Raw genomic sequence first — 20,100 nt, forward strand, 5'->3', positions numbered from 1 at the left:
CATGAACCTGATGTTTGATCGTATTGGCAGCCTGTTTTTTGCGCTAGTAGGCGCATTGTTTATCGCTGAAAGCCAAAATATTTCGTCCAGCGCATACGGAAGTCAGGTCGGACCCAATATGTTTCCATTCGGACTTGGCGTTATCCTGATCCTGTTAAGCTTGCGGCTGTTGTGGGAGACCTATAAGAAAGGTACGGCTGCTTCTTCATCCGAGTCACAGAGTCCACTGCGATACAAGCGATTTTTTTTCATTTTGGCAGCAACCCTCTTGTACGTATTGCTATTGGAAATACTCGGCTATGTCATCTCGAGCTTTGCTTTCCTTACATACGCCTTTACCATGATGGGAAGTAAAAGCGTTCTCAAGTCGGTCATCGTTTCGTTGTTGTTTTCTGTAGGAGTTTATGGCATCTATGTGCATTTGCTCAAAGGTACGCTTCCAGGACTACCTTCCTGGCTCGGCGTCTAGGGAGGGGATACGATAGCATGAGTGCAATGCAATTTTTGGCGGACGGTTTTCTTGTTGCCTTACAGTGGCATAATCTTGTCTTTGCATTTATTGGCGTCCTGATCGGTACCGCGGTAGGTGTTCTTCCCGGTATTGGTCCGATGAGCGGAGTCGCGCTGTTACTGCCTGTAACGGCTTCCCTGACCTCTGGATTACCCCCAGAAAGTGCGGCGGCCAGCGCACTGATTTTGTTGGCCGGGGTTTATTATGGCGCGATGTACGGTGGTTCCACTACTTCGATTTTGTTAAATACTCCGGGTGAATCCTCCTCGGTTGTTACGACATTGGACGGATATCAGATGGCCAAACAGGGACGTGCTGGCGCAGCTTTGTCGATTGCAGCCATCGGTTCTTTTGTCGCAGGGCTTGTGGCGTTAATTGCCCTCGTGTTTTTGGCTGATCCATTATCTGATCTGGCTTTGAAATTCGGCCCTGCCGAATATTTCTCCCTCATGCTGCTGGGCTTGTGTGCGGTAAGCGGACTTGGGGGGAAATCGATGACCAAAGCCCTTATTATGACAGTCATGGGACTCTTGCTTGCGACAATCGGGATGGACACTGTCTCAGGTGTAGCGAGATTTACCTACGATATTCCCGATTTGTACCAAGGCCTTGAGTTCCTCACGATAGCGGTTGGGTTGTTTGCGCTTGGAGAAGTGTTCAAGACAATCCTCGAAGACGATCAATCGTCAAAGGATATTATTAAAGTGGGGCGCGTACTTCCTACCAAGCAAGACCTCAAGGAAAGTGCCGGACCGATTACACGCGGTTCCTTGCTCGGGTTTTTCATTGGTGTTCTACCTGGTGCGGGTGCCACCCTTGCCTCATTCTTCTCGTATATTTTTGAGAAAAAGCTGAGTAAAGATCCTAGTCGCTTTGGAAAAGGTGCGATTGCAGGCGTAGCTGCCCCGGAGTCTGCAAACAACGCTGCTTCTGGCGGTGCGATGATACCTCTGTTGACGTTGGGTATTCCTGGGTCTGGTACAACAGCCATTTTGATGGGGGCATTACTGATGTATAACGTACAACCAGGCCCGCTCTTGTTCACGGATCATCCGCAGATTGCTTGGGGCTTGATTGCGAGTATGTTTATCGGAAATGTGATGCTGTTGATTTTGAACATGCCATTAGTTAAAGTGTTTGCAAAAATTATTGAAACACCGTCGCATTTCTTGATTCCGTTAATTATCGCGATTTCCGTGTTCGGTGTGTACGCTGTGCAGATCAGTACCTTTGACCTGATCTTGCTCGTCATTTGTGGTGTAGCTGGCTATTTCTTGACGAAAAACGACTTCCCGCTGGCTCCGCTCGTACTCGGTCTTGTCTTGGGACCAATGATTGAAAATAATATGAGAAGAGCATTGACCACTTCGAATGGTGACTTTTCCATCTTCTTTACGAAGCCGTTGTCCGCTGCTTTTCTCGTATGCGCGCTCCTGTGGTTACTGATCCCTATCCTGTTAAAGCGTAGAGGGAAGCAAGTCGTTATTAGTGAAGAAGCGTAGCATCCGTTCAATTTTCTTGCTTGACAGAATCCTCTCATGCCCGTATCATTGGAAAAATTTCGGGAAGCTGTACTGCTTAAAGGCTGCGGCAGAACAGTAGAGGAGAGACAGACATGTTAAAGATTGAACCTGTAATCTTGGAAGGCAAGCTCGTCCGAATGGAGCCGCTTAGAATTACCCATGTGGACGGAATCTGGGAAGCAGGAGCGTATGAAGAGATTTGGCCCCATATGTCCACGAAAATAAGGACGAGGGAAGATGCCGAGGCTTTTATACAGCAGGCGTTGAAAAATGAACAAGCCGAAACAGAGCTGCCGTTCGTTATCATTCGCCAATCAGATGAGCGAGTCATTGGAAGTACAAGGTTCTTGGGGATATCGAAAAAGGATCGCGGATTGGAAATTGGGTTTACGTGGCTCACCCCGTCGGTTTGGAAAACGGGAGTGAATACAGAATGTAAATGGCTTCTCCTGCGCCACTGCTTCGAACAATTGGGATGTATTCGCGTGCAGCTCAAGACAGATTCGCGAAATGTGAATTCGCAACGCGCCATTGCCCGAATCGGTGGCATTCGAGAAGGTGTCTTGCGCAATCACATGGTCATGCCTGATGGCTACATTCGTGACTCGGTATATTTCAGCATACTCGATCGTGAATGGCCAAAAGCCAAGCAAAATCTGCAATTGTTGCTGTTTGGTGAATAAAGGCTTGGATTGATTGAAGGGCGTTCAGCGCATGTGTACAATAGGGGTGAACCAAGAGGGTTTACTCTGACAAGACCCGGAAAAGAGGGTATACATGAGACTGCGTTTGTCACCGCCTGGCTATTTATTGCTGCTCGGGGATCTGATCGCCTTTCTGCTTTTTGTTTATTACGGAAAAATCATTCATAACTATCCGGTCACAGTTTTAGGGATACTCGAAACATTGGCCCCGTTCCTAGTAGGGTGGATCATTGCGATTGTGCTTTTCAAGAGCTACGGACAGCGAACGTACGAATCTGCCGGACGACAATTATTATCGGTGCTTCTTACATGGACGGTAGCCGCACCAATCGGCTTGATCATTCGTTCTTGGTGGACAGGTGTACCGATTACACTTATTTTTACGAGTGTCACTTATTTCATTACCCTCGCGTTTTTGCTCGGTTGGCGTGTACCGTTCGCCATCGGTTACGCAATTTACAAACGAAACAGACGTCTAGTCACCAGCTAATAATGTGACCCGAATTGGTTACGCTATCCTATGAACGACATAGGAGGTGAATCAATTGGGAAAGAACAACAACAGCAAGGACCTCGGCAAAAACCGTGGCAAAACGCTGAATGAGAATGATCGCAACACCAATTTGCGACAATCGAACCATAATGACCGGAATGAAGGTACTGCAAAAGACCGCTGAGCTCTCAGCGGTTTTCTTAATGAATATGGGTCATGATGTGATATAATAGATTTTGTTTTTTTCTAGCGAGTGGAGGGAAACGTATGACGGAACCGATGCAGAATGTACAGCCGGTGACCTTGTCGTCACAGGCGTTTTTACTTTTGTGCAGACTATATGATGGCTGCTACGACGAATTGAAACAAAATGAACAGGTACGTGAACTTGTGGAGTCCATCGGTGATATTTTGCTGGCTGGAGTGGAAACACTGGAAAAACAGGAAACGAAGCCGAAAAATATTACCTTTCCACTTACCGTGCAACAAGCATTTTTCTTGCGCAGGCTAGTTGTTGAGCTGTTGGCTCAGTCTCCGACGGACCAAGAAGACAGAACGACTCAATGGTTGCAGGAGTGTGTGACGGCACTTGCTGGAGGCGGTGTCCAGCCTGATGTCAAGCACTCGTGAGTTACATGTGATTACAAGCGGTCGGCATTCGCTTGACGAAGTATTGCGAATGGCAGAAGCTGCTTATGCAGGTGGCATGAACTTTTTACATATTCGTGAAAAGCAGCGTACGGCAAAGGAATGTATGGATTGGGTAAAAGCTCTGGCGAATGTCATTCCGCTCTCGTCCTTGATCGTAAATGATCGGGTTGACGTGGCCGCTTCGTCAGGGTGTGCCGGTGCCCATTTGGCTTACCATAGTTTGTCTCCGGAACAAGCGAGATTGGTACTGAAGCCCGGTCAAAAAATAGGACGCTCCGTCCATTCTACGATGGAAGCGCAGTTAGCTGTCGCGGCCAAGGTAGATTATTTGCTATACGGGCATATTTTTGCGAGTGGATCGAAGCCAGGTCTCGCGCCAAGAGGAACTGCGGAACTGAATCAAATGACGCTCGAATGGAACATACCGATCATCGGACTTGGAGGCATCACGCCGGAGCTGGTCGCACCAGTTTTGGATGTAGGCTGCGCGGGCATTGCTGTCCTGTCAGGGATCACCGAAGCAAGTGATGCAAAAGCAGCAGCACTGGCTTATCGTAAGGCATTGGATCGATGGGAGGGAAAGTAGAGCATGCGAGATATACAAAGACTTCGGGAAAAAATGGGCGTTTACTTCGTCGTTGGTACGCAGGATTGTGGGTATTCCAGCGAAAAGACCGTACAAATCGTGGAACAAGCACTACGCGGGGGAGTGGGGACGCTTCAGCTTCGAGATAAAGGAAGCAAGCTGACTGCTGAAGAAAAATACGAGCTGGGACGGCAGCTGCAACAGCTATGCCGTGACCATGATGCCGTATTTTTTGTGAATGACGATGTGGATCTGGCTATTCGATTGCAAGCAGATGGCATCCATGTCGGGCAGGATGATATGCAATTGGCTGAGGTACGAGCCAAAGTTGGTTCCGAGATGTATATCGGTGTTTCTGCAGGTACTGTCGAAGAGGCGCTCGTTGCCCAAAACGGCGGCGTTGATTGTATTGGTGTTGGGGCGATGTACGCTACCCGTTCCAAGGCAGATGCTGGCGAGCCTATCGGACCTGCTGGGCTAGAGGAGATTCGCAAGGCAGTCGGAACGCAACTGCCTATCGTTGGGATCGGCGGGATCACATTGGAAAATGCCTCCCAAGTGATTGCTGCAGGGGCCGATGGAGTCGCGATTATCAGTGCGATCAGCCATGCCGAGTCACCTGAAAAAGCAGCGCAAGCGCTACAGCGGATTGTACGATCAAGTTAGCACGGACAAAGCGCCGATTACATATGGTAGGGTAAAATTAAACACACATCCGTGTAGAATTGTGCAATACTGGCGACCAAAAGGAGGTGAAGCCGATGAAAAATCGGATTTACCGCATCGGATATGAATGGGTGAGCAAAAGGGAATTGCTGGAGCGATTGTTCATGACCGACTGCATATTGATCAAACATAAGCGAATCCATCCCCCACCGGAGGATCAAGATACGGATTTGCCACCAGAAAAGGAATGTCATGCTGTTTTGCTTCGCAGTCAGCGCCGCCCGGGCGAATGGGTGACGTTTAACGGGCTATACGAGATACAGTCGAAAGAGCCCATCCCTTGGATTGATTCCCCGTTGGAGTACCATCAATTCGGAGTAGAATTGATTCCAGGTAATATGCGCAGGGAAAAGGCACCTCAAGGAAGAATACCCGCACGAACCAAGCTGCAAATCGCAGCCGTGCGTCAAGATACTGTTTTTGTCACTGTTCCTGGGCATCCATCACGGCGTTACGAGATGTCGTTGGCTCACGCGCGTTTTGCCAAGGATAACCCGACAGAGCTAGAAATGAAGCTGCAAGTATACGCTTTCCCGCCACGTAACGACATTTTTGTAGAGTGGCTTTTGAAGGAAGGGCGCAAAACTGGCATTATCACGCGCCCCAATCAGGAAAGGGTAGAAAAATCAGCCTTTCAGGTGTGGGACGATCTTCGCCAAGAATACGGCATCAGTGTGAGTGCAGCATTGATTGCGATTAAACAGGCGTTAATCGTTCTGGATCGCGCTGGTGTAGAGACCGATTTTCCTTACCCGACGCAAGAACGATCGGATCTATCTTTGTTCAGCGAAGCAGAACGGGACGCCTTTTACTCCTATCAATCCGTTCGTTGCGCGATGGCGGCTGTCGCTGCCCTTTTGACCATTGACCCCAAAGATCCCTTGCAGGATACACTCCTGATGGACATCATGCTTGAGCAACAAATCAACCGCAGGCGCGAATAGCGTTTGCGGTTTTTCGTTTTTTCGCCAAAGTAGTAGTATAATGGACTTGGTAGAGAAACCCAATGAAAAGGATGTGTGACCATCATGTATGTATCCATGAACAGACTGACTGTACCAGCAGACTATCAATCCCACTTGGAACGCGCATTTGGTAATGGGGGAGAACGGATGAAGGAGGTTCCTGGTTTTCTGGAATTCCTTTTCCTCGCACCGACAGAAGGGGACGAATACATCGTCTTTACAAAGTGGACGGACGAGGAATCGTTCAAAAATTGGACGGAAAGCGAGGCTTTCAAACGCGCACATACAGGAACCAACCAAAATAGCCCGGTAAAATCCGATTTGCGCAATTACGCTGTCAAAGCCCATTCATAAAGCGAAAGCATTTGTCTCTATCTCTATGGGGGCAAATGCTTTTTGGATGATTGAATAATAAACATCCTTTACTTTTTTATGCTTGATCATGATATGATAGAAAATGGTAGGAAAGCGTTTTCACTCAAACGTGATAAGGAGGTGGAGGCGTACATAGTTGGCAATAGAAAGCGCGCGATATTAGGATGCTAGCCGAGATTGTTTGTCTGTAAGGATAAGAAGAGAACCTGATTGGATGGTGCTATTCTCTGCACCAGGATATCATCAAGCCGCTTTACATCTTGTCTCATTTACGTCCATAATAGAGCCTATACATACTTGGAAAAATAGCCTCAATGAAGCACGGAGAAAAGGAGCCAGAGTGTTTTGAAAAATCGAATAAGTAAGTATCTTACTCATTTGGTCCCTGCGGCGGTGGCCAAGACGTTTTCCTTTCTTTCAGATCATCATTACTCTGCTTTGCTTCTAGAAGACCGCGAATATACAGAGGCTTTGTTTATTCAGCAAATCACGAAATGGATCGAAGTGGTCAAAGTTAGGGACATTTATGCATTCGAGCGGGAATTAGGTGAGATTGCGTATAATTTTTCGTTGCATGGAATGAATCTTACGTATTTGCAGCAATTTTTGCGCAAATGTCGAGACATCGTTATTGAAGAAATGAACAATGACGCATTTTCTCTCGCTCAGACGGAAATGGAGCGAGTAGAGCTTTACCAAGGACAGCTTCGCCTCTATCAAGGAATGGACTACATCTTGAATCAACTGGACGATGTCTTCAACAAAAACACACAGCCATTTATGGTAGAAAAAGTACCATCTTCCTCTCCAATCATCGCCAGTGGAGAGCATGTTACGATGCTCGCTGAGCAAGAGCTTGTTCAATTGGTTCTTCAGTCCAGCGATATTGCGGTTTTGATGATCGATCGCCAGCTAAGAGTCATTGAAGCGAACTATGCGGTGTGCCATTTGTTTGGGGTAGATCGGAATCAAATCATTGGTCAAAACATTGATCAGGCGTTTCGCCCCCATGCAAGCGAGCGATTTGTCCAATGGGTGATTGAACGAGGGCAGTCCGGCCATTATGTAGCCGAATACAGCGGAAAATGGACGACGGTTAGTACGAGTCCTATCTATTACGATGGTGAGATGTGGGGAGCCATCGCGGTTCTGCGGAATGTCACAGAAAGCAAAAAGTACGAAGAAGAGCTAAATAAACGGGAAGCACTTGCAGCAGTTGGACAGCTAGCCGCTGGGATGGCACATGAGATTCGGAATCCACTGACAGCGATAAAAGGCTTCATCCAATTGTTGCGTGAGCAAGGAGAAGCAAATCGTAGCGAATCTTATTTTTCTGTCATATTAACCGAAATTGAACGGATTGATGGGCTATTGAACGATGTCCTTGTTTTGGCCCGGTACAGGGATGACAAGATCGTATCTGAGCGTTTTTTAGTGATGGACGAGTTGAATGGAGTCATTCGTTTACTGGAGCCAGAAGCGAATCGAAGAGGAATCAAGCTTGAGCTGGAAATTGCTCAAGGAGAATGGCATGTATTCGGCCATCGTTCGCGAATTAAGCAAGCCATCCTGAATATCTTGAAAAATGCGCTAGAAGCTTTGATGACCCAAGGCAACCTTGTTCATGTAAAAGTGTACTCCTCTATCAATCAAGTAGTGATTGTTGTAGAAGACAACGGACCTGGTTTATCAGAGTCATGCTTGCAAAACTTATTCGTTCCTTTTTATACGACCAAGCAGGAGGGGACGGGGTTAGGCTTGTCTACGACACAACGAATCATCGCGGATCATGGTGGCGAAATTTTTGCTGAAAACTCTCCTAAGCTGAAGGGAGCTCGTTTTGAGATTCGTTTGCCTCTCTCCCTTTCCTAAAAATACGAAAAGATTAATGTGACTGTAGACGGATCCATTATCCGTCTTTTTTTATACCTAAATAAGTAGATAGTCCTATTATCGAAAAAGTTGCAAGTCTTTCGAATCAATCTTTTTGTAAGTTGTTGTCAAAGACTGTCGTTCAGTGGAATAATTTACAAAACGGTTACAATTGAACGGAGTTGAACGACGGTGATACGGATGCTGAAAAAAAACGAGAAGAGGTGGAGCTACTGGGAGGTTTGGTATGATGAAACAGAGCACCTTTACACCGTTCATTACGGGAAGGTGGGGGAAGTCGGCGACCATTTTTCTGTCGTAGCAGAGCAGGTTGAGGGTAGACCTGACGAGGTTTTGCAGAGCTGGGCAGAAGAAATGAAAGAGCAAGGGTATGAAGCGATGAGGGTTGACGATTTACATCAGATAATCGTTCGTTTTGCGCATTTGTGCGAGTCTGAGATCGAGATGCGTTATCTGATCGAACAGCTGCTGGACGAATGCTTGGGAAGGACAGGCAACGGTCACAGTGACGGGGGTGAAGACAGCGAGAGGACACTGGCTGTTATTTGTCGGGTCATCGATACGAAAAAAGCAGCGGCTGCCGTATATGAAGCTATGTTTAACACTGAGCTTTGGGCTGGCATCTCCATAATAGTAAAGCAGGAGGATGGAAATTTCATTCCACTTAGTCCTCCTGCCTGAAGATGTCTGATTTATTTCACGATTTTGTGTCGCAGAGCTTTTGCTACTGCTTGTGTGCGATCCTCGACACCCATTTTTTGCAATATCCGATGAACGTGTGTTTTGACTGTTCCTTCTGAGATAAACAGGTTTTGCGCGATCTGATCATTTCGGTAGCCGTCTGCAATCTGCTGAAGGACATCGAGCTCTCGATCCGTCAACTCATCTAATAAGACTGAATGCGATGTAAGCGTATCAGGTGTCTCTCGCTGACCTTGCAATGCTTCTGCAAGGGCTTTTGCAGCTGTAACAGTGTGAAACATGGCCTCACCCTGGTGGGCTCTACGAATCAGGTCCAGCATCTCCTGTGAATCGGCATCCTTGAGCATATAGCCGACCGCACCGGCGCGAATTCCTTCTACCACATAATTGTGATTGTCAAACGTTGTAAGAATCAATACTTTTGTTCGGGGGTGCTGCAGCATGATTTCTCTTGTCGCTTCAATTCCGGACTTGTTGGGCATCTGGACATCCATCAACACGACATCTGGTGCGAGGGAGCCAATCAATTCTACTGCTTCTACTCCATCGGATGCTTCCCCGATTACTTCCATATCTGATTGCATCTGAATGACGTAGCCCAAGCCTTGGCGGATCATGGTTTGGTCATCAACAAGGACCACGCGAATGGTTCCTTTTTTATGTTTATCCGTCATGTTCGCATGCTCCTTTCAGGCTCAGTCTGGCGTAACGGAAAGCTGAAATCGAGTTGAAAACCGTGGGGCTCTCGAATGCGATACGCGAGAGTTCCATTCAATATTTTGATCCGTTCAGATATGCCAGTAAGGCCAAAGCCAGGTTTTATTTTTTGGTCACTCGTAATGCTTCCATCGTCGCGAATTGATAACAAAAGGATATCATTCTTTTGTTCTATTATGACGAGGATTTCCTTAGCGTCAGAGTGTCGCAACGAATTAGTGATTGCTTCTTGTAAAATTCGATAAAAGGTAATGGTCATTTCCTGAGAGAGCGGGATGTCTAGATCAGAACATATCAGCTCCATTTTGATGCCTGTATGCTTTTGAGCCTGCGACAAAAGCGCCCGTAATGGCGTTAGTCCCAGGGAGGTTTTATCCAGAGCCAGTGTATGGACAGAGGTGCGAATATCATCCAGACTTTGCTTGGCAACTCCCAGCATGTTTCGTACGGCTTCTTGTGCGTTGTCAGGCCCATTCTGGAGCATGTATTTCAACGCATGAAGCTGGACGATGAGCGAAGTCAGACTATGGCCCAAAGCATCATGAATATCGCGGGCAATTCTCGTTCGTTCCTCAAGAACTGCGACTTGAAGGGAATGAAGGGCGGCTTCTTGAAGCTGTGAGTGTGCCTCCTGTAGCTCTGTATGTGCTTGTTGCAGCTGCTCCAGGTGCTGTTGATTGGTTTCGTATGCTTCTGTTTGGATCCGATAGCCACGTGCACCAATATAGCAGCCCACATAGGTGAGAATGTAAGAGATGATGTGCGTGAATTTCAGATTTTCTTCAAAATATAAAAAAAGAGTACTGCACGTTCCAAAAAAGGTAGCATAGGCCAAAGCACGGCGTCCATGAATATGAAATCCGATGAAAACAGCGAGTGGTAGCATTAAACCAAAGCCTTCTCCACCTAAGATGAGGGACTTCAGCAAGGACACGATACCGAGAACAACTGTCACTAACTCAAATTGGAAAGGCTTCCATTTTTTCTTGGAAGTCCAAAATACCACAAGGTAAAAAAGAAATAGTACAATGGTAAGAGAAAACTGCAATGGTGTTTCCCGTTTAAACGAATCAGGTAGTAAGGCTAACACGATTAAGATGGAAAACCACATGATCAATAAACGTTTTTGAATGGCTTTCATCATTATCTTGAACAAGGAGAAGTCCTTCTTTCTCTGCCGGATAATCACTTAACTTCATTCTAGCATGCGTTGTCGTCTATCTCTAGATAGATAAATCCTTGTCAGAAATCTACCCTAAGGTAGACTTCACTACATATACAATTTAAGTAGAATTATTTTTGGGAAATAAACGATTAGTTATGGGTGAAGTAGTGGTTAAGAAGGATGGCAAGGGAGGTTCTCATGAAAGAACTGATTCAGTTGGCAAAGCTCCTCCAGGAAGCAAGTGTCTTGTTTACCACGATTTCTGAGCAAGAGCTGGATACCAGTGATGTCACTTGGCAGCAAGTCTTGATTCTGGAGCAGCTTGGAAACGGGCCAAAAACGATGGGGGACATTAGTAAAAGCGTCGGTCTTTCTTACAGCACAACCTCGGGTCTTATTAACCGGTTGGAGCAGGAAGGCCTGGTACGCAGGTTCCGCGACCAATCTGACCGCCGAATTGTGTGGGTGTCACTGACTGAGCGTGTTTACCAACAACGCGACGTGAAATGGGGAAATTCACAGACTGTCTAAAATTGTTTCACCCCTCGATATTTCGCTTGGCGAAATGTTGGTCTTGGGCTTCCTCGATCATTTCGTAATAAGAACTATTGCTGACAAAAATTTAACAGATATACAAAGAAGAGGTGAGTGGATTGAATCTTTCTGAACTATCGATTAAACGCCCGGTCACCATGATCATGTTGACCTTGGCAATGATGATTTTTGGTTTCGTTTCACTACCTCGCTTGTCGATTGATCTCATGCCGGATCTGAACTTCCCGGTTGCTGTCGTGGTTACATCCGTTGATGGCGGATCTCCGAGTGAGGTAGAAAAACTGGTTACGAAACCAATTGAGGATGCACTTGCAACGGTATCCGATTTAGATAGTATACAATCGGTATCGATGGAAGGAGCATCTCAGGTTATCCTCATGTTTAACTGGGGAACTGACCTTGATCAAGCAACACTCGACATGCGGGAGAAGGTAGATCAGGTTCGTGGTGCTTTGCCTGATTCAGCCAAAGCACCACGCGTACTGCGCATTGACCCGAACAGTACACCGATTATTGAGTTTGCGGTAACGGGTGAGCAAGATATCAACAAATTGAAAAAGATGGCAGAGGATATGATCCAGTCGCGCCTTGAGCGTATTGATGGGGTCGCATCTGCTTCTATCAGCGGCGGGCAGGGCCGTATTATCGATGTCACAGTCGACCCAGCCAAACTAGCAGCGTATGGACTGTCACTAGACCAAGTTCAGCAAGCTCTACAGAGCAGTAACTTGTCTGGTTCCGGGGGATCTGTACGCGAGGGTGACGCCAAGCTCAACATCCGTGTGCAAGGTGAGTTTGCCGATATCGAACAAATCGCGCTGACACCAATCTCTGTTGGAGGGAACTCCATCAGACTCAGCGATATTGCCGAAGTAAAAGACACGCATCAAGATGTAACGCAATTGAGTTACGTAAATGGAACACCTAGCTTGGGTATTAAAGTGACAAAAGCTTCTGGCGGTAACACCATTGAGGTAGCAGATGATGTAAAAGCTGAGCTGGAGAAAATCAAAAGCGAGCTTCCAGAAGGCGTAGAAATCATTACGACGCTGGATACGTCCATCTACATCAAGGATTCCGTTTATACCACCGCGGAACATGCCCTGTTGGGTGGCGGTATTGGTATGATCTTGCTGTTCTTCTTCTTGGGCAGCTTGCGATCCATGGTAATCGCGGTCATCGTTCTTCCTGTATCGATCGTTGCCACGTTCCTGTTGATGTACATGACTGGACAGACGATCAACCTGATTTCCCTTTCCGGTTTGACACTGGGATTGGGATCATTAATTGACTTTGCGGTTGTTATGCTCGAGAATGTTTTCCGTCATCGAGAACAGGGAAAAGGCATGATGGAAGCCGCCTTGGATGGCTCCAAGGAAGTAGGTACTGCAGTTATGGCTTCGGCTTTGGCGCAAATTTGCGTATTCTTGCCGATTGCTCTTACAGAAGGTATTGCTTCCGAGTTGTTCGGACCACTTGCATTGACGGTCGTGTACTCACATATTGCGGCGCTTGTATTCTCCATTTTGCTTGTGCCGATGCTGAGTTCGAGGATTTTAAACAAGATTCCGTCGCATACACATCACGAGAACTACCGTGGTATCAATCCTGTTACTTGGTTCAACATCGGATTTAGCAAAGTAGAAAAAGGTTATCACAGGCTGCTAAAATGGTCATTGGGCCATCGTAAAACGGTTATGATTTCTTCAGTCGTGATGATGGTAGGCTCACTCGCATTGACTCCAATGATTGGGGCAGAGTTCATCCCTGCAATGGACCAAGGACAAGTCAATATCTCCATCAAAATGCCAAATGGTACAGTTCTGGCTGAAACCGAAAAAGTAACCAGACAAGTTGAAGAAATTGTAAACACTGTACCGGAGAAGGATATTGTTGCGACTTCAGTTGGTAGTAATGCATCACCGGTAGCTAGTACATTGTCATCCAATCAGGGAACAATCAGTCTGATGCTGGTAGATATCAAGGAACGCACGCGTTCCTCCAATGAAATTGTGATGGATCTTCAGGAAAAGCTGAAACATATTGCTGGACCTGAAATTAAGGTAAGTGCACCATCCGGTATGTCTACTGGCTCCCCAATCCAATTGAAAGTTAGTGGGGATGACCTGGCCGTATTGAAAGACATTAGTGGTATCATTAAAGGCGAAATTGAAAAGGTACCAGGAACGAGTAACGTAACAACGAGCTTGGAGGAATCAAGACAAGAGCTGGAAGTGAAGATCGATGCTGAAAAAGCGAGCTTGTACGGATTGACGACCGGACAAATACTGTCCAGTGTTCGCACGTCTTTCCAAGGACAAACAGTCACCTATTATCGCACAGGTGATGATGAGATCGACGTTAACCTCAAGCTGCCTAAAAATTATCAGGAAGATATCAACTTCTTGAACAATATGCGCATTTCGGCTCCAGGTGGGGCTCAGATCGCTCTCACTTCAGTCGCGACAATCAGCAAGGTTGATGTGCCAGTATCGATTAATCGTGCCAACTCAAGCCGTGAAGTCCAAGTAACAAGTGATTTGGCAGGGCGTGACTTGAGCTCTGTATCACGGGAAGTGCAAGCGAAGATTGACAAGCTGAATCTCCCTGATGGTTACAAGGTCGATTTTGGTGGGCAAAGTGAGGAAATGATGGAATCATTCAGTAGCCTTGCTCTCGCGATTGTACTGTCAGTTGTGTTGCTCTATATGGTAATGGCAGCACAGTTTGAATCGTTCTACACTCCATTTATCATCATGTTCTCCGTACCACCGACCGTGACAGGTGTTTTGCTTGGACTATTGGCAACAGGCACAACGATCAGCGTCGGGGTTTTGATCGGGTACATTTTGTTGATCGGTCTGGTCGTGAACAACGCGATTGTATTGATCGACTACGTGAACCAATTGCGTGCAAAAGGTATGGAGCTGTATGATGCGATCCTGCATGCTGGACCGATTCGTCTTCGTCCGATTTTGATGACGACACTCACCACGATTCTGGCGATTGGACCGCTCGCATTCTCTGGCGGTGCCGGTTCAGAGACGAACGCACCAATGGCCGTGACGGTTATTTTCGGTCTCGGATTCTCTACACTGATTACACTGGTTCTGGTTCCTGTCGTTGCTTCTTGGTTCGATGATTTAGGGAAGAAGAGACGCTTGAAGAAAAAGTTGAAACTAGAAAAGAAACTTGCAAAGAAACAAAAGAATATCAATCCCGCTTTGGAATCGTAAGACGTTTGTGGGAAGAGGAGGGACATTCATGAAAGTAAGTACGAAACCCGTCATTTTGGCATTGCTGGCCATCACGCTAGTGGCAGGTTGCTCCAGCCCGCAAGCGGAAACACCGCCTACGGAAACTGTGGAAGCTGCAACCCCTGTTCAAGTTGAAACTGTCGCAACAGGCACGGTATTATCTGAATCTGGTCTCACGGCGAAGCTAGCGCCTAGTGAGGAAGTACAAGTTTCCCCGAAAATGGGTGGGAAAATTTCTTCCCTGCCAGTGAAACTGGGCCAATACGTGACGAAGGGTCAAGTATTGTTCAAGCTCGATGAAAAAGATCTGGTGAACAGTGTCAAGCAAGCAGAGGCAGCCTACAACGTATCAAAAGCAAGCTTAAACCAAGCAGGCAGTAGCTCTGATCAAGGTTTGGTCCAAGCAAAAAATAGCTTGAAGCAGGCAGAAACGGCACTTGCTGATGCAAAAATAAACCAACAGCGTATGCAACAGCTCTTTTCACAAGGAGCGATTTCCGCTCAACAAATGGAACAGGCAAATTCACAGCTGACAACTGCGCAGACTTCTTATGATAACGCGCAACAGGCAGTGCAATCTGCTGGGCAAAAAACGAGTGTGCAAGTTTCAGAAGCATCTGTGCAGCAAGCGCAAGTGAGTCTGCAAAATGCTCGAGAGCAATTAGCGAATGCTACCGTTACTTCACCGATCAACGGATATATTTCGAGTGTAAATGGCGCCGTTGGTCAAATGGCAGGTCAACAGCCGGTCGTGGTTGTCGTTAACACGAACCCACTTCTGGTAAAAGCGAATCTGTCAGAAGCAGATATCACAAATGTAAAAGTAGGTACGAGTGTAAAAGTAAACGTGCAATCTACAGGTAAAACGATCGATGCGAAAGTATCGGCTGTAAGCCCTGTAATGGATTCACAGCTCAAGGCTTACCCAGTGGAAATTACCATTCCGAATCCATCCAATGAACTGAAGTCTGATATGGTCGTGAATGTGATCTTCCCATCGGTTGGAGAGACGGGAGCAAAATCGCTGGTCGTATCACGCAATGCGGTCTTTGATCGCGATGGCAAACAGTTCGTATTCAAGCTCGAGGGTGAAATTGCGAAGCAGGTCGAGGTTACTACTGGCAAATCCTCTAGTGATCAGATCGAAATTTTGACAGGCTTGTCTGCAGGCGATAAGGTTGTAGTAAAAGGGCAAACACTGCTTCAAGATGGCGGCAAAGTCACCATTCAGTAGGAAAAAGAATAGTAAAGAGAAGGGGCGGAGCACATCCGCCTCTTTTTTGTGTACAATGGAGATGTTCGTTCTCACTATTAACAGAGGAAGAGTTGAGCCGTTTAGTACCTGCCACATTTGTCACATTCATTGTTTGACCTGTAGTAGTGGATCGGTTTGACCCATCCAATTTTACCCTTATTGCCTAAAAACGTTGACATAATAAATATTATGGAAACAAAAATGTAACGGATTTAAGACAAAGTGCAAACGATACTTTTGAAGCTGGAAAAGATTCGATACAATAGGAGGATAGTGGACAAAATACCCACCGGAGGTACATATGACTGGCGATATTACTGTATTTTTGGCATTTGCGGCAGGCTTCCTTTCGTTTATTTCACCTTGCTGCCTGCCACTCTATCCGTCCTTCCTGTCTTACATAACAGGGGTTACGGTAGATGAGGTGAAGAAAGGGAGAGCCGTATTTCGAAAGCAAGCTTTCTTACATACCTTTTTCTTCATCGTCGGATTTTCAATTATTTTCATTGCGCTCGGGCTATCTACTTCTTGGATCGGCAGCTTGTTCACTGATCAACAGGACCTGATTCGTCAACTGGGCGGTATTTTGCTTGCGGTCATTGGTTTGGTTATGCTAGGCGTGTTTAAAATGGACTGGATGATGCGTTCCTTTAAAATCGATTTAAAATCGAGACCGTTGGGGTATACTGGGTCCATACTGGTGGGAATGACTTATGCAGCTGGATGGACACCATGTGTGGGACCAATTCTTTCAGGCATAATCGTCATGGGCGTTTCCAATCCGTCAAGCGCCTTGGCATATACGTTGGCGTATACACTTGGTTTTGCCATTCCTTTCTTTGTCATGACGTTCTTCATCAGTAAAGTGAACGCGATTGTGAAGTATTCCGATCTGTTTATGAAGATCGGGGGAGCTGTAATGATTTTGTTCGGTATCCTTCTGTATACGGATAAACTGACGGATATTACACGCGTTCTCATTCAAATGTACGGAGGCTTTACGGGATTCTAATTGAGCAGGCAGAGGTGACAAAATGAAAAAGCTGTTGCTCGCGGTGCTTGTATTATTGGGGGTCGGACTTGCTGTTTGGGAAAAACCTCAAGAGACAGCCGCAGTCGTAGCAGAGGTTCAAAAGCCGGAGGTTGGCTTTGCGGCTCCTCATTTTACACTGACAGGATTGGATCAGCAGACGTACAAGGTAGAAGGAAAAAGGGCGAAACCACTCGTCCTAAACTTTTGGGCTTCCTGGTGTGGACCATGTAAGCTGGAAGCGCCTGATTTACAAAAAGTCTACGAGAAATATGGCGGACAGGTTGATTTATATGGCGTAAATGTCACAAGTAATGACAGCCCGGAAGCAGCGATGGCATTCGTAGCAAACTACAAGCTGACTTTTCCTATACCGATGGACGTCGCTGGTACGGTGTCGAACCGTTACAAGGTGATGGCATTCCCGACTACCTACTTGATTGACACAGATGGGATCGTGAGAAAGAAGATTATTGGCGTGCTTGATGCCCCTACACTGGAGCTTGAGCTGCGCCAGTTGTTAAGTCCAAGGCCGTAATAAAAGCTCAAAAGTCGCTCTCGAGATAATTCTCCGGCGACTTTTTTGATTTGCAGACAGGTATGACAAGGCCCATTTTGCAGGCGTCTATCTGGATTTTGTATGTTTGCCTAAAGAGCGGGGTTGTTCTCCTTCATAGACTGGAGTGATCCAGGGCAAAGGGAGGCAAGCGGATGGCCAAGGGTAAAAAGATCAAGAAGAAAAATACACGGCAGCACCCGAATCAAGTGCAGCTGAAAATTGTAACGTCTCACACATGCCAAGTATGCAAGCAGCAGTGCGCACGGGGGTTGGCATATCTGGAACAAATGTCCCAGCCCGGAGCGATCGGCTTTGGTGTACCGTGCATTCTCACAAAGCAGAAGCCATAGCCGTCCCTTGAATATGTGCGGGTATCCCGATCACGAGAGATAGTCCCTTCAGGTTCGTTGAGAAGGGATTATCTTTTTTGACGTGTGATGCGAGGCACGCTGGCAGGTTTAATCGCTGTGTATTATACTGGAGAGACTGATGAAGGCAAGCGAAAGGAGCGGAATTCATGCGTCCGTTACAAATATCACCTGATACGGCTGTTAAACTGGCAGAAGCGCTCCAGGTACCTTTAGAGCGTCTCATGCACATGCCGCAGCATATTTTGTTGCAAAAAATGATGGAGCTGGCTAAGCAAGAGAAAGAAGCGAGCGAAGCAACGCCAGAAAAGCAGGACTAAGCAAGATACATAAAGGAGGAGAAAAGATGGGGGCAAATGTCGCGCATAAATTTCGGACGGGTCTAAAACCGCAAGCGTTCGTGGATAGCATGACAAAAAATCAGGATACATATCAAAGCTGGTCGGAAGCATTTTCTTGGGAGGATGAACAAGACCGTGCATTTTTCGCCTCGCTCCAGCATCGTGATGATCTGAGATGCTTGATTTTGGCGGCAGATTGGTGCGGAGATGTTGTGCGCAACTTGCCAGTCGTCCTGCATGCTCTGAAAGAAACAGATATGCCAGTGGAAATAATGGTGATGGAAGAACATCTCGACCTCATGGATGAGTTTCTCACAATGGGCGGTAGGGCGATTCCTGTTGTGATTTTCGCTGACACTGGCGGACATGTTCTGGCCAAATGGGGACCTAGACCGAAGCATGTCCAAGCTGTCATGACGGCATTCAAACAACATAACCCGGACAGAAACGCACCAGACTATGAAGACAAAATCAAAGTGGCGCGTGCCGACATGCTTGCACAGTACGGAGAAGGCACTGGTTATCAACAAGTCATTGTAAAAGAATTAAGAGAGCTGCTTTCTTCGATCTAATCGACAACAATAGTAACAGGGCGGAGTCTCGGCTCCGTCCATTTTCATGCAGAAGGGCTGAATAACATGTATTACTACGGAAATGAAACCATTATGTCATTGGAGCAGGTGCTTCGCTTAAAAGCATCAGAAGTTCGCATTCTGGAGTGGGTGCGTACCTACGAATTTTTAGAAAACAGCTACGGAATTGATGAATCGGTCCCATACTTTTTGGATATAAAATGCGAGGAAGATCAAGTGAAGATTCGCAAAAACCGGATTATAGACTTCCCCGAATACACCTGTGAGGAAGAAGCACAGTTTCAGGAGGTGGACGAAGCACTGCACGTCTTTCACGAGTGGGCACAGGAAATCTTGGCTAAAAAAGAAAGTCAATCCGAATAAAAGTATTGACGCGAAGCAAAGTTCATGATAGATTAATAAATGTCGCTTCTGGTTGAAGAAAGTAGATGCAGAAGAGAGACAGCACATATTGTGGGGAGATAGTGAAGTGGCTAAACACGGCAGACTGTAAATCTGCTCCCTCCGGGTTCGGCGGTTCGAATCCGTCTCTCCCCACCATTGATTTTCTTTTTTCATAGATTCACTTGCCGGTGTGGCGGAATGGCAGACGCGCGCGACTCAAAATCGTGAGGGAAACCGTGGGGGTTCAAGTCCCTTCACCGGCACCATTATCTAAATACGAATGCACACTAACCATGATGGAAACAGAGACATGGAAGGTGTGTTTTTTTGTTTGTCAGAAAAAGGTGGAGAGGGGGGACGATCATGTACACTACAGATGAATTGGAAAGAATGATTCGAGAAGTAAAAACACTAGGAAATTACAAGTTTCATGAAGAGAAGCAATGCTTCTATGGTGATGCAGAGATTGAAATCTATGCACGAAAATTAGGAAATGACACTTATTCGGTCTACGAGTTTTACTATTTCGATGGTATCGAGGTTAGTGCGTACCGTGAAGGAGAAGAGCCGTACGTTTTTCAAGGTACAGAAGAAGAGGTGAGAGCAAAAATTATCGATTCTTATCATTCTGAATCCGGGATTTTTATGGGCTATCCTGTTTTATACATAAATATTTCTGTTGTGTTTGACTTTGATGCCAGGGAATATGATGAGTATTTTGGAATCGTGAGAGAATAAGGAGACAAT

Annotated in this window: 24 protein-coding genes and 2 tRNA genes; 24 read left to right on the plus strand and 2 right to left on the minus strand. The window is 46.4% G+C overall.

What is annotated here, in order from left to right; all coding sequences use genetic code 11:
• The first annotated feature begins 1 nt into the window (after nt 1).
• From AB1L17_RS02000 to AB1L17_RS02055, 12 genes are all read left to right on the plus strand, one after another.
• Nucleotides 2-469 (plus strand): tripartite tricarboxylate transporter TctB family protein, encoded by a 468-nt coding sequence (locus tag AB1L17_RS02000; RefSeq protein WP_412842931.1) that lies wholly within the window; start codon nt 2-4, stop codon nt 467-469.
• Nucleotides 470-486: 17 nt separating this feature from the next.
• Entirely contained in the window at nt 487-2,013 is a 1,527-nt protein-coding gene (locus tag AB1L17_RS02005; protein ID WP_412842930.1) for a tripartite tricarboxylate transporter permease, read from the plus strand.
• Between the two features lie 113 nt (nt 2,014-2,126).
• Nucleotides 2,127-2,717 (plus strand): GNAT family N-acetyltransferase, encoded by a 591-nt coding sequence (locus AB1L17_RS02010; RefSeq protein WP_412842929.1) that lies wholly within the window; start codon nt 2,127-2,129, stop codon nt 2,715-2,717.
• A 94-nt stretch (nt 2,718-2,811) separates the two neighbouring features.
• Entirely contained in the window at nt 2,812-3,228 is a 417-nt protein-coding gene (locus AB1L17_RS02015) for a DUF3054 domain-containing protein (protein WP_412842928.1), read from the plus strand.
• Nucleotides 3,229-3,283: 55 nt separating this feature from the next.
• The gene (locus AB1L17_RS02020; RefSeq protein WP_016743522.1) at nt 3,284-3,415 is read left to right on the plus strand and encodes a hypothetical protein; all 132 of its coding nucleotides are present in this window, start codon (nt 3,284-3,286) and stop codon (nt 3,413-3,415) included.
• Between the two features lie 83 nt (nt 3,416-3,498).
• A complete protein-coding gene (locus AB1L17_RS02025; RefSeq protein WP_412842927.1) occupies nt 3,499-3,861 on the plus strand; it encodes a hypothetical protein in 363 nt (120 codons plus the stop codon).
• On the plus strand, nt 3,845-4,468 hold the full coding sequence (locus AB1L17_RS02030) for a thiamine phosphate synthase (protein ID WP_412842926.1): 624 nt from the start codon (nt 3,845-3,847) through the stop codon (nt 4,466-4,468). Before AB1L17_RS02025 ends, AB1L17_RS02030 begins: the two co-directional genes overlap by 17 nt.
• A 3-nt stretch (nt 4,469-4,471) precedes the next feature.
• A complete protein-coding gene (gene thiE, locus AB1L17_RS02035; RefSeq protein ID WP_412842925.1) occupies nt 4,472-5,134 on the plus strand; it encodes a thiamine phosphate synthase in 663 nt (220 codons plus the stop codon).
• 95 nt (nt 5,135-5,229) lie between these two features.
• Nucleotides 5,230-6,138 (plus strand): hypothetical protein, encoded by a 909-nt coding sequence (locus AB1L17_RS02040; protein WP_412842924.1) that lies wholly within the window; start codon nt 5,230-5,232, stop codon nt 6,136-6,138.
• Nucleotides 6,139-6,222: 84 nt separating this feature from the next.
• Nucleotides 6,223-6,513 carry an antibiotic biosynthesis monooxygenase family protein gene (locus tag AB1L17_RS02045; RefSeq protein ID WP_412842923.1) on the plus strand — a complete coding sequence of 97 codons (291 nt, stop codon included), beginning with the start codon at nt 6,223-6,225 and terminating at the stop codon, nt 6,511-6,513.
• 366 nt (nt 6,514-6,879) lie between these two features.
• Nucleotides 6,880-8,406 carry a two-component system sensor histidine kinase NtrB gene (locus AB1L17_RS02050; RefSeq protein WP_412842922.1) on the plus strand — a complete coding sequence of 509 codons (1,527 nt, stop codon included), beginning with the start codon at nt 6,880-6,882 and terminating at the stop codon, nt 8,404-8,406.
• Nucleotides 8,407-8,607: 201 nt separating this feature from the next.
• Entirely contained in the window at nt 8,608-9,108 is a 501-nt protein-coding gene (locus tag AB1L17_RS02055) for a hypothetical protein (protein ID WP_412843287.1), read from the plus strand.
• Nucleotides 9,109-9,119: 11 nt separating this feature from the next.
• On the opposite strand, the gene AB1L17_RS02060 is transcribed toward AB1L17_RS02055, so the two are convergent.
• Complete coding sequence (locus AB1L17_RS02060) at nt 9,120-9,803, minus strand: response regulator (protein WP_412842921.1); 684 nt, start codon at nt 9,801-9,803, stop codon at nt 9,120-9,122.
• Entirely contained in the window at nt 9,800-11,035 is a 1,236-nt protein-coding gene (locus tag AB1L17_RS02065; RefSeq protein ID WP_412842920.1) for a sensor histidine kinase, read from the minus strand. Before AB1L17_RS02065 ends, AB1L17_RS02060 begins: the two co-directional genes overlap by 4 nt.
• A 174-nt stretch (nt 11,036-11,209) precedes the next feature.
• On the opposite strand from AB1L17_RS02065, the gene AB1L17_RS02070 reads away from it, so the two are divergent.
• From AB1L17_RS02070 to AB1L17_RS02125, 12 genes are all read left to right on the plus strand, one after another.
• The gene (locus tag AB1L17_RS02070; protein ID WP_412842919.1) at nt 11,210-11,542 is read left to right on the plus strand and encodes a MarR family winged helix-turn-helix transcriptional regulator; all 333 of its coding nucleotides are present in this window, start codon (nt 11,210-11,212) and stop codon (nt 11,540-11,542) included.
• Nucleotides 11,543-11,664: 122 nt separating this feature from the next.
• Entirely contained in the window at nt 11,665-14,802 is a 3,138-nt protein-coding gene (locus AB1L17_RS02075; protein WP_412842918.1) for an efflux RND transporter permease subunit, read from the plus strand.
• A gap of 28 nt (nt 14,803-14,830) precedes the next feature.
• On the plus strand, nt 14,831-16,057 hold the full coding sequence (locus tag AB1L17_RS02080; protein WP_412842917.1) for an efflux RND transporter periplasmic adaptor subunit: 1,227 nt from the start codon (nt 14,831-14,833) through the stop codon (nt 16,055-16,057).
• A 322-nt stretch (nt 16,058-16,379) separates the two neighbouring features.
• Entirely contained in the window at nt 16,380-17,090 is a 711-nt protein-coding gene (locus AB1L17_RS02085; protein ID WP_412842916.1) for a cytochrome c biogenesis CcdA family protein, read from the plus strand.
• A gap of 22 nt (nt 17,091-17,112) precedes the next feature.
• The gene (locus AB1L17_RS02090) at nt 17,113-17,646 is read left to right on the plus strand and encodes a TlpA family protein disulfide reductase (RefSeq protein WP_412842915.1); all 534 of its coding nucleotides are present in this window, start codon (nt 17,113-17,115) and stop codon (nt 17,644-17,646) included.
• A 173-nt stretch (nt 17,647-17,819) separates the two neighbouring features.
• Complete coding sequence (locus AB1L17_RS02095) at nt 17,820-18,017, plus strand: hypothetical protein (protein WP_048033257.1); 198 nt, start codon at nt 17,820-17,822, stop codon at nt 18,015-18,017.
• A gap of 167 nt (nt 18,018-18,184) precedes the next feature.
• The gene (locus tag AB1L17_RS02100; RefSeq protein WP_412842914.1) at nt 18,185-18,355 is read left to right on the plus strand and encodes a YycC family protein; all 171 of its coding nucleotides are present in this window, start codon (nt 18,185-18,187) and stop codon (nt 18,353-18,355) included.
• 26 nt (nt 18,356-18,381) lie between these two features.
• Complete coding sequence (locus AB1L17_RS02105) at nt 18,382-18,948, plus strand: thioredoxin family protein (protein WP_412842913.1); 567 nt, start codon at nt 18,382-18,384, stop codon at nt 18,946-18,948.
• Between the two features lie 66 nt (nt 18,949-19,014).
• Nucleotides 19,015-19,332 (plus strand): hypothetical protein, encoded by a 318-nt coding sequence (locus tag AB1L17_RS02110; protein ID WP_412842912.1) that lies wholly within the window; start codon nt 19,015-19,017, stop codon nt 19,330-19,332.
• Nucleotides 19,333-19,424: 92 nt separating this feature from the next.
• Nucleotides 19,425-19,509 (plus strand) — tRNA-Tyr (locus tag AB1L17_RS02115).
• A 28-nt stretch (nt 19,510-19,537) separates the two neighbouring features.
• Nucleotides 19,538-19,619, plus strand: a tRNA-Leu gene (locus tag AB1L17_RS02120).
• A gap of 97 nt (nt 19,620-19,716) precedes the next feature.
• Complete coding sequence (locus AB1L17_RS02125; RefSeq protein WP_412842911.1) at nt 19,717-20,091, plus strand: hypothetical protein; 375 nt, start codon at nt 19,717-19,719, stop codon at nt 20,089-20,091.
• The last annotated feature ends 9 nt before the right edge of the window (nt 20,092-20,100 follow it).

The sequence above is a fragment of the Brevibacillus jepli genome (assembly GCF_047229145.1).
Classification (GTDB): Bacteria; Bacillota; Bacilli; order Brevibacillales; family Brevibacillaceae; genus Brevibacillus.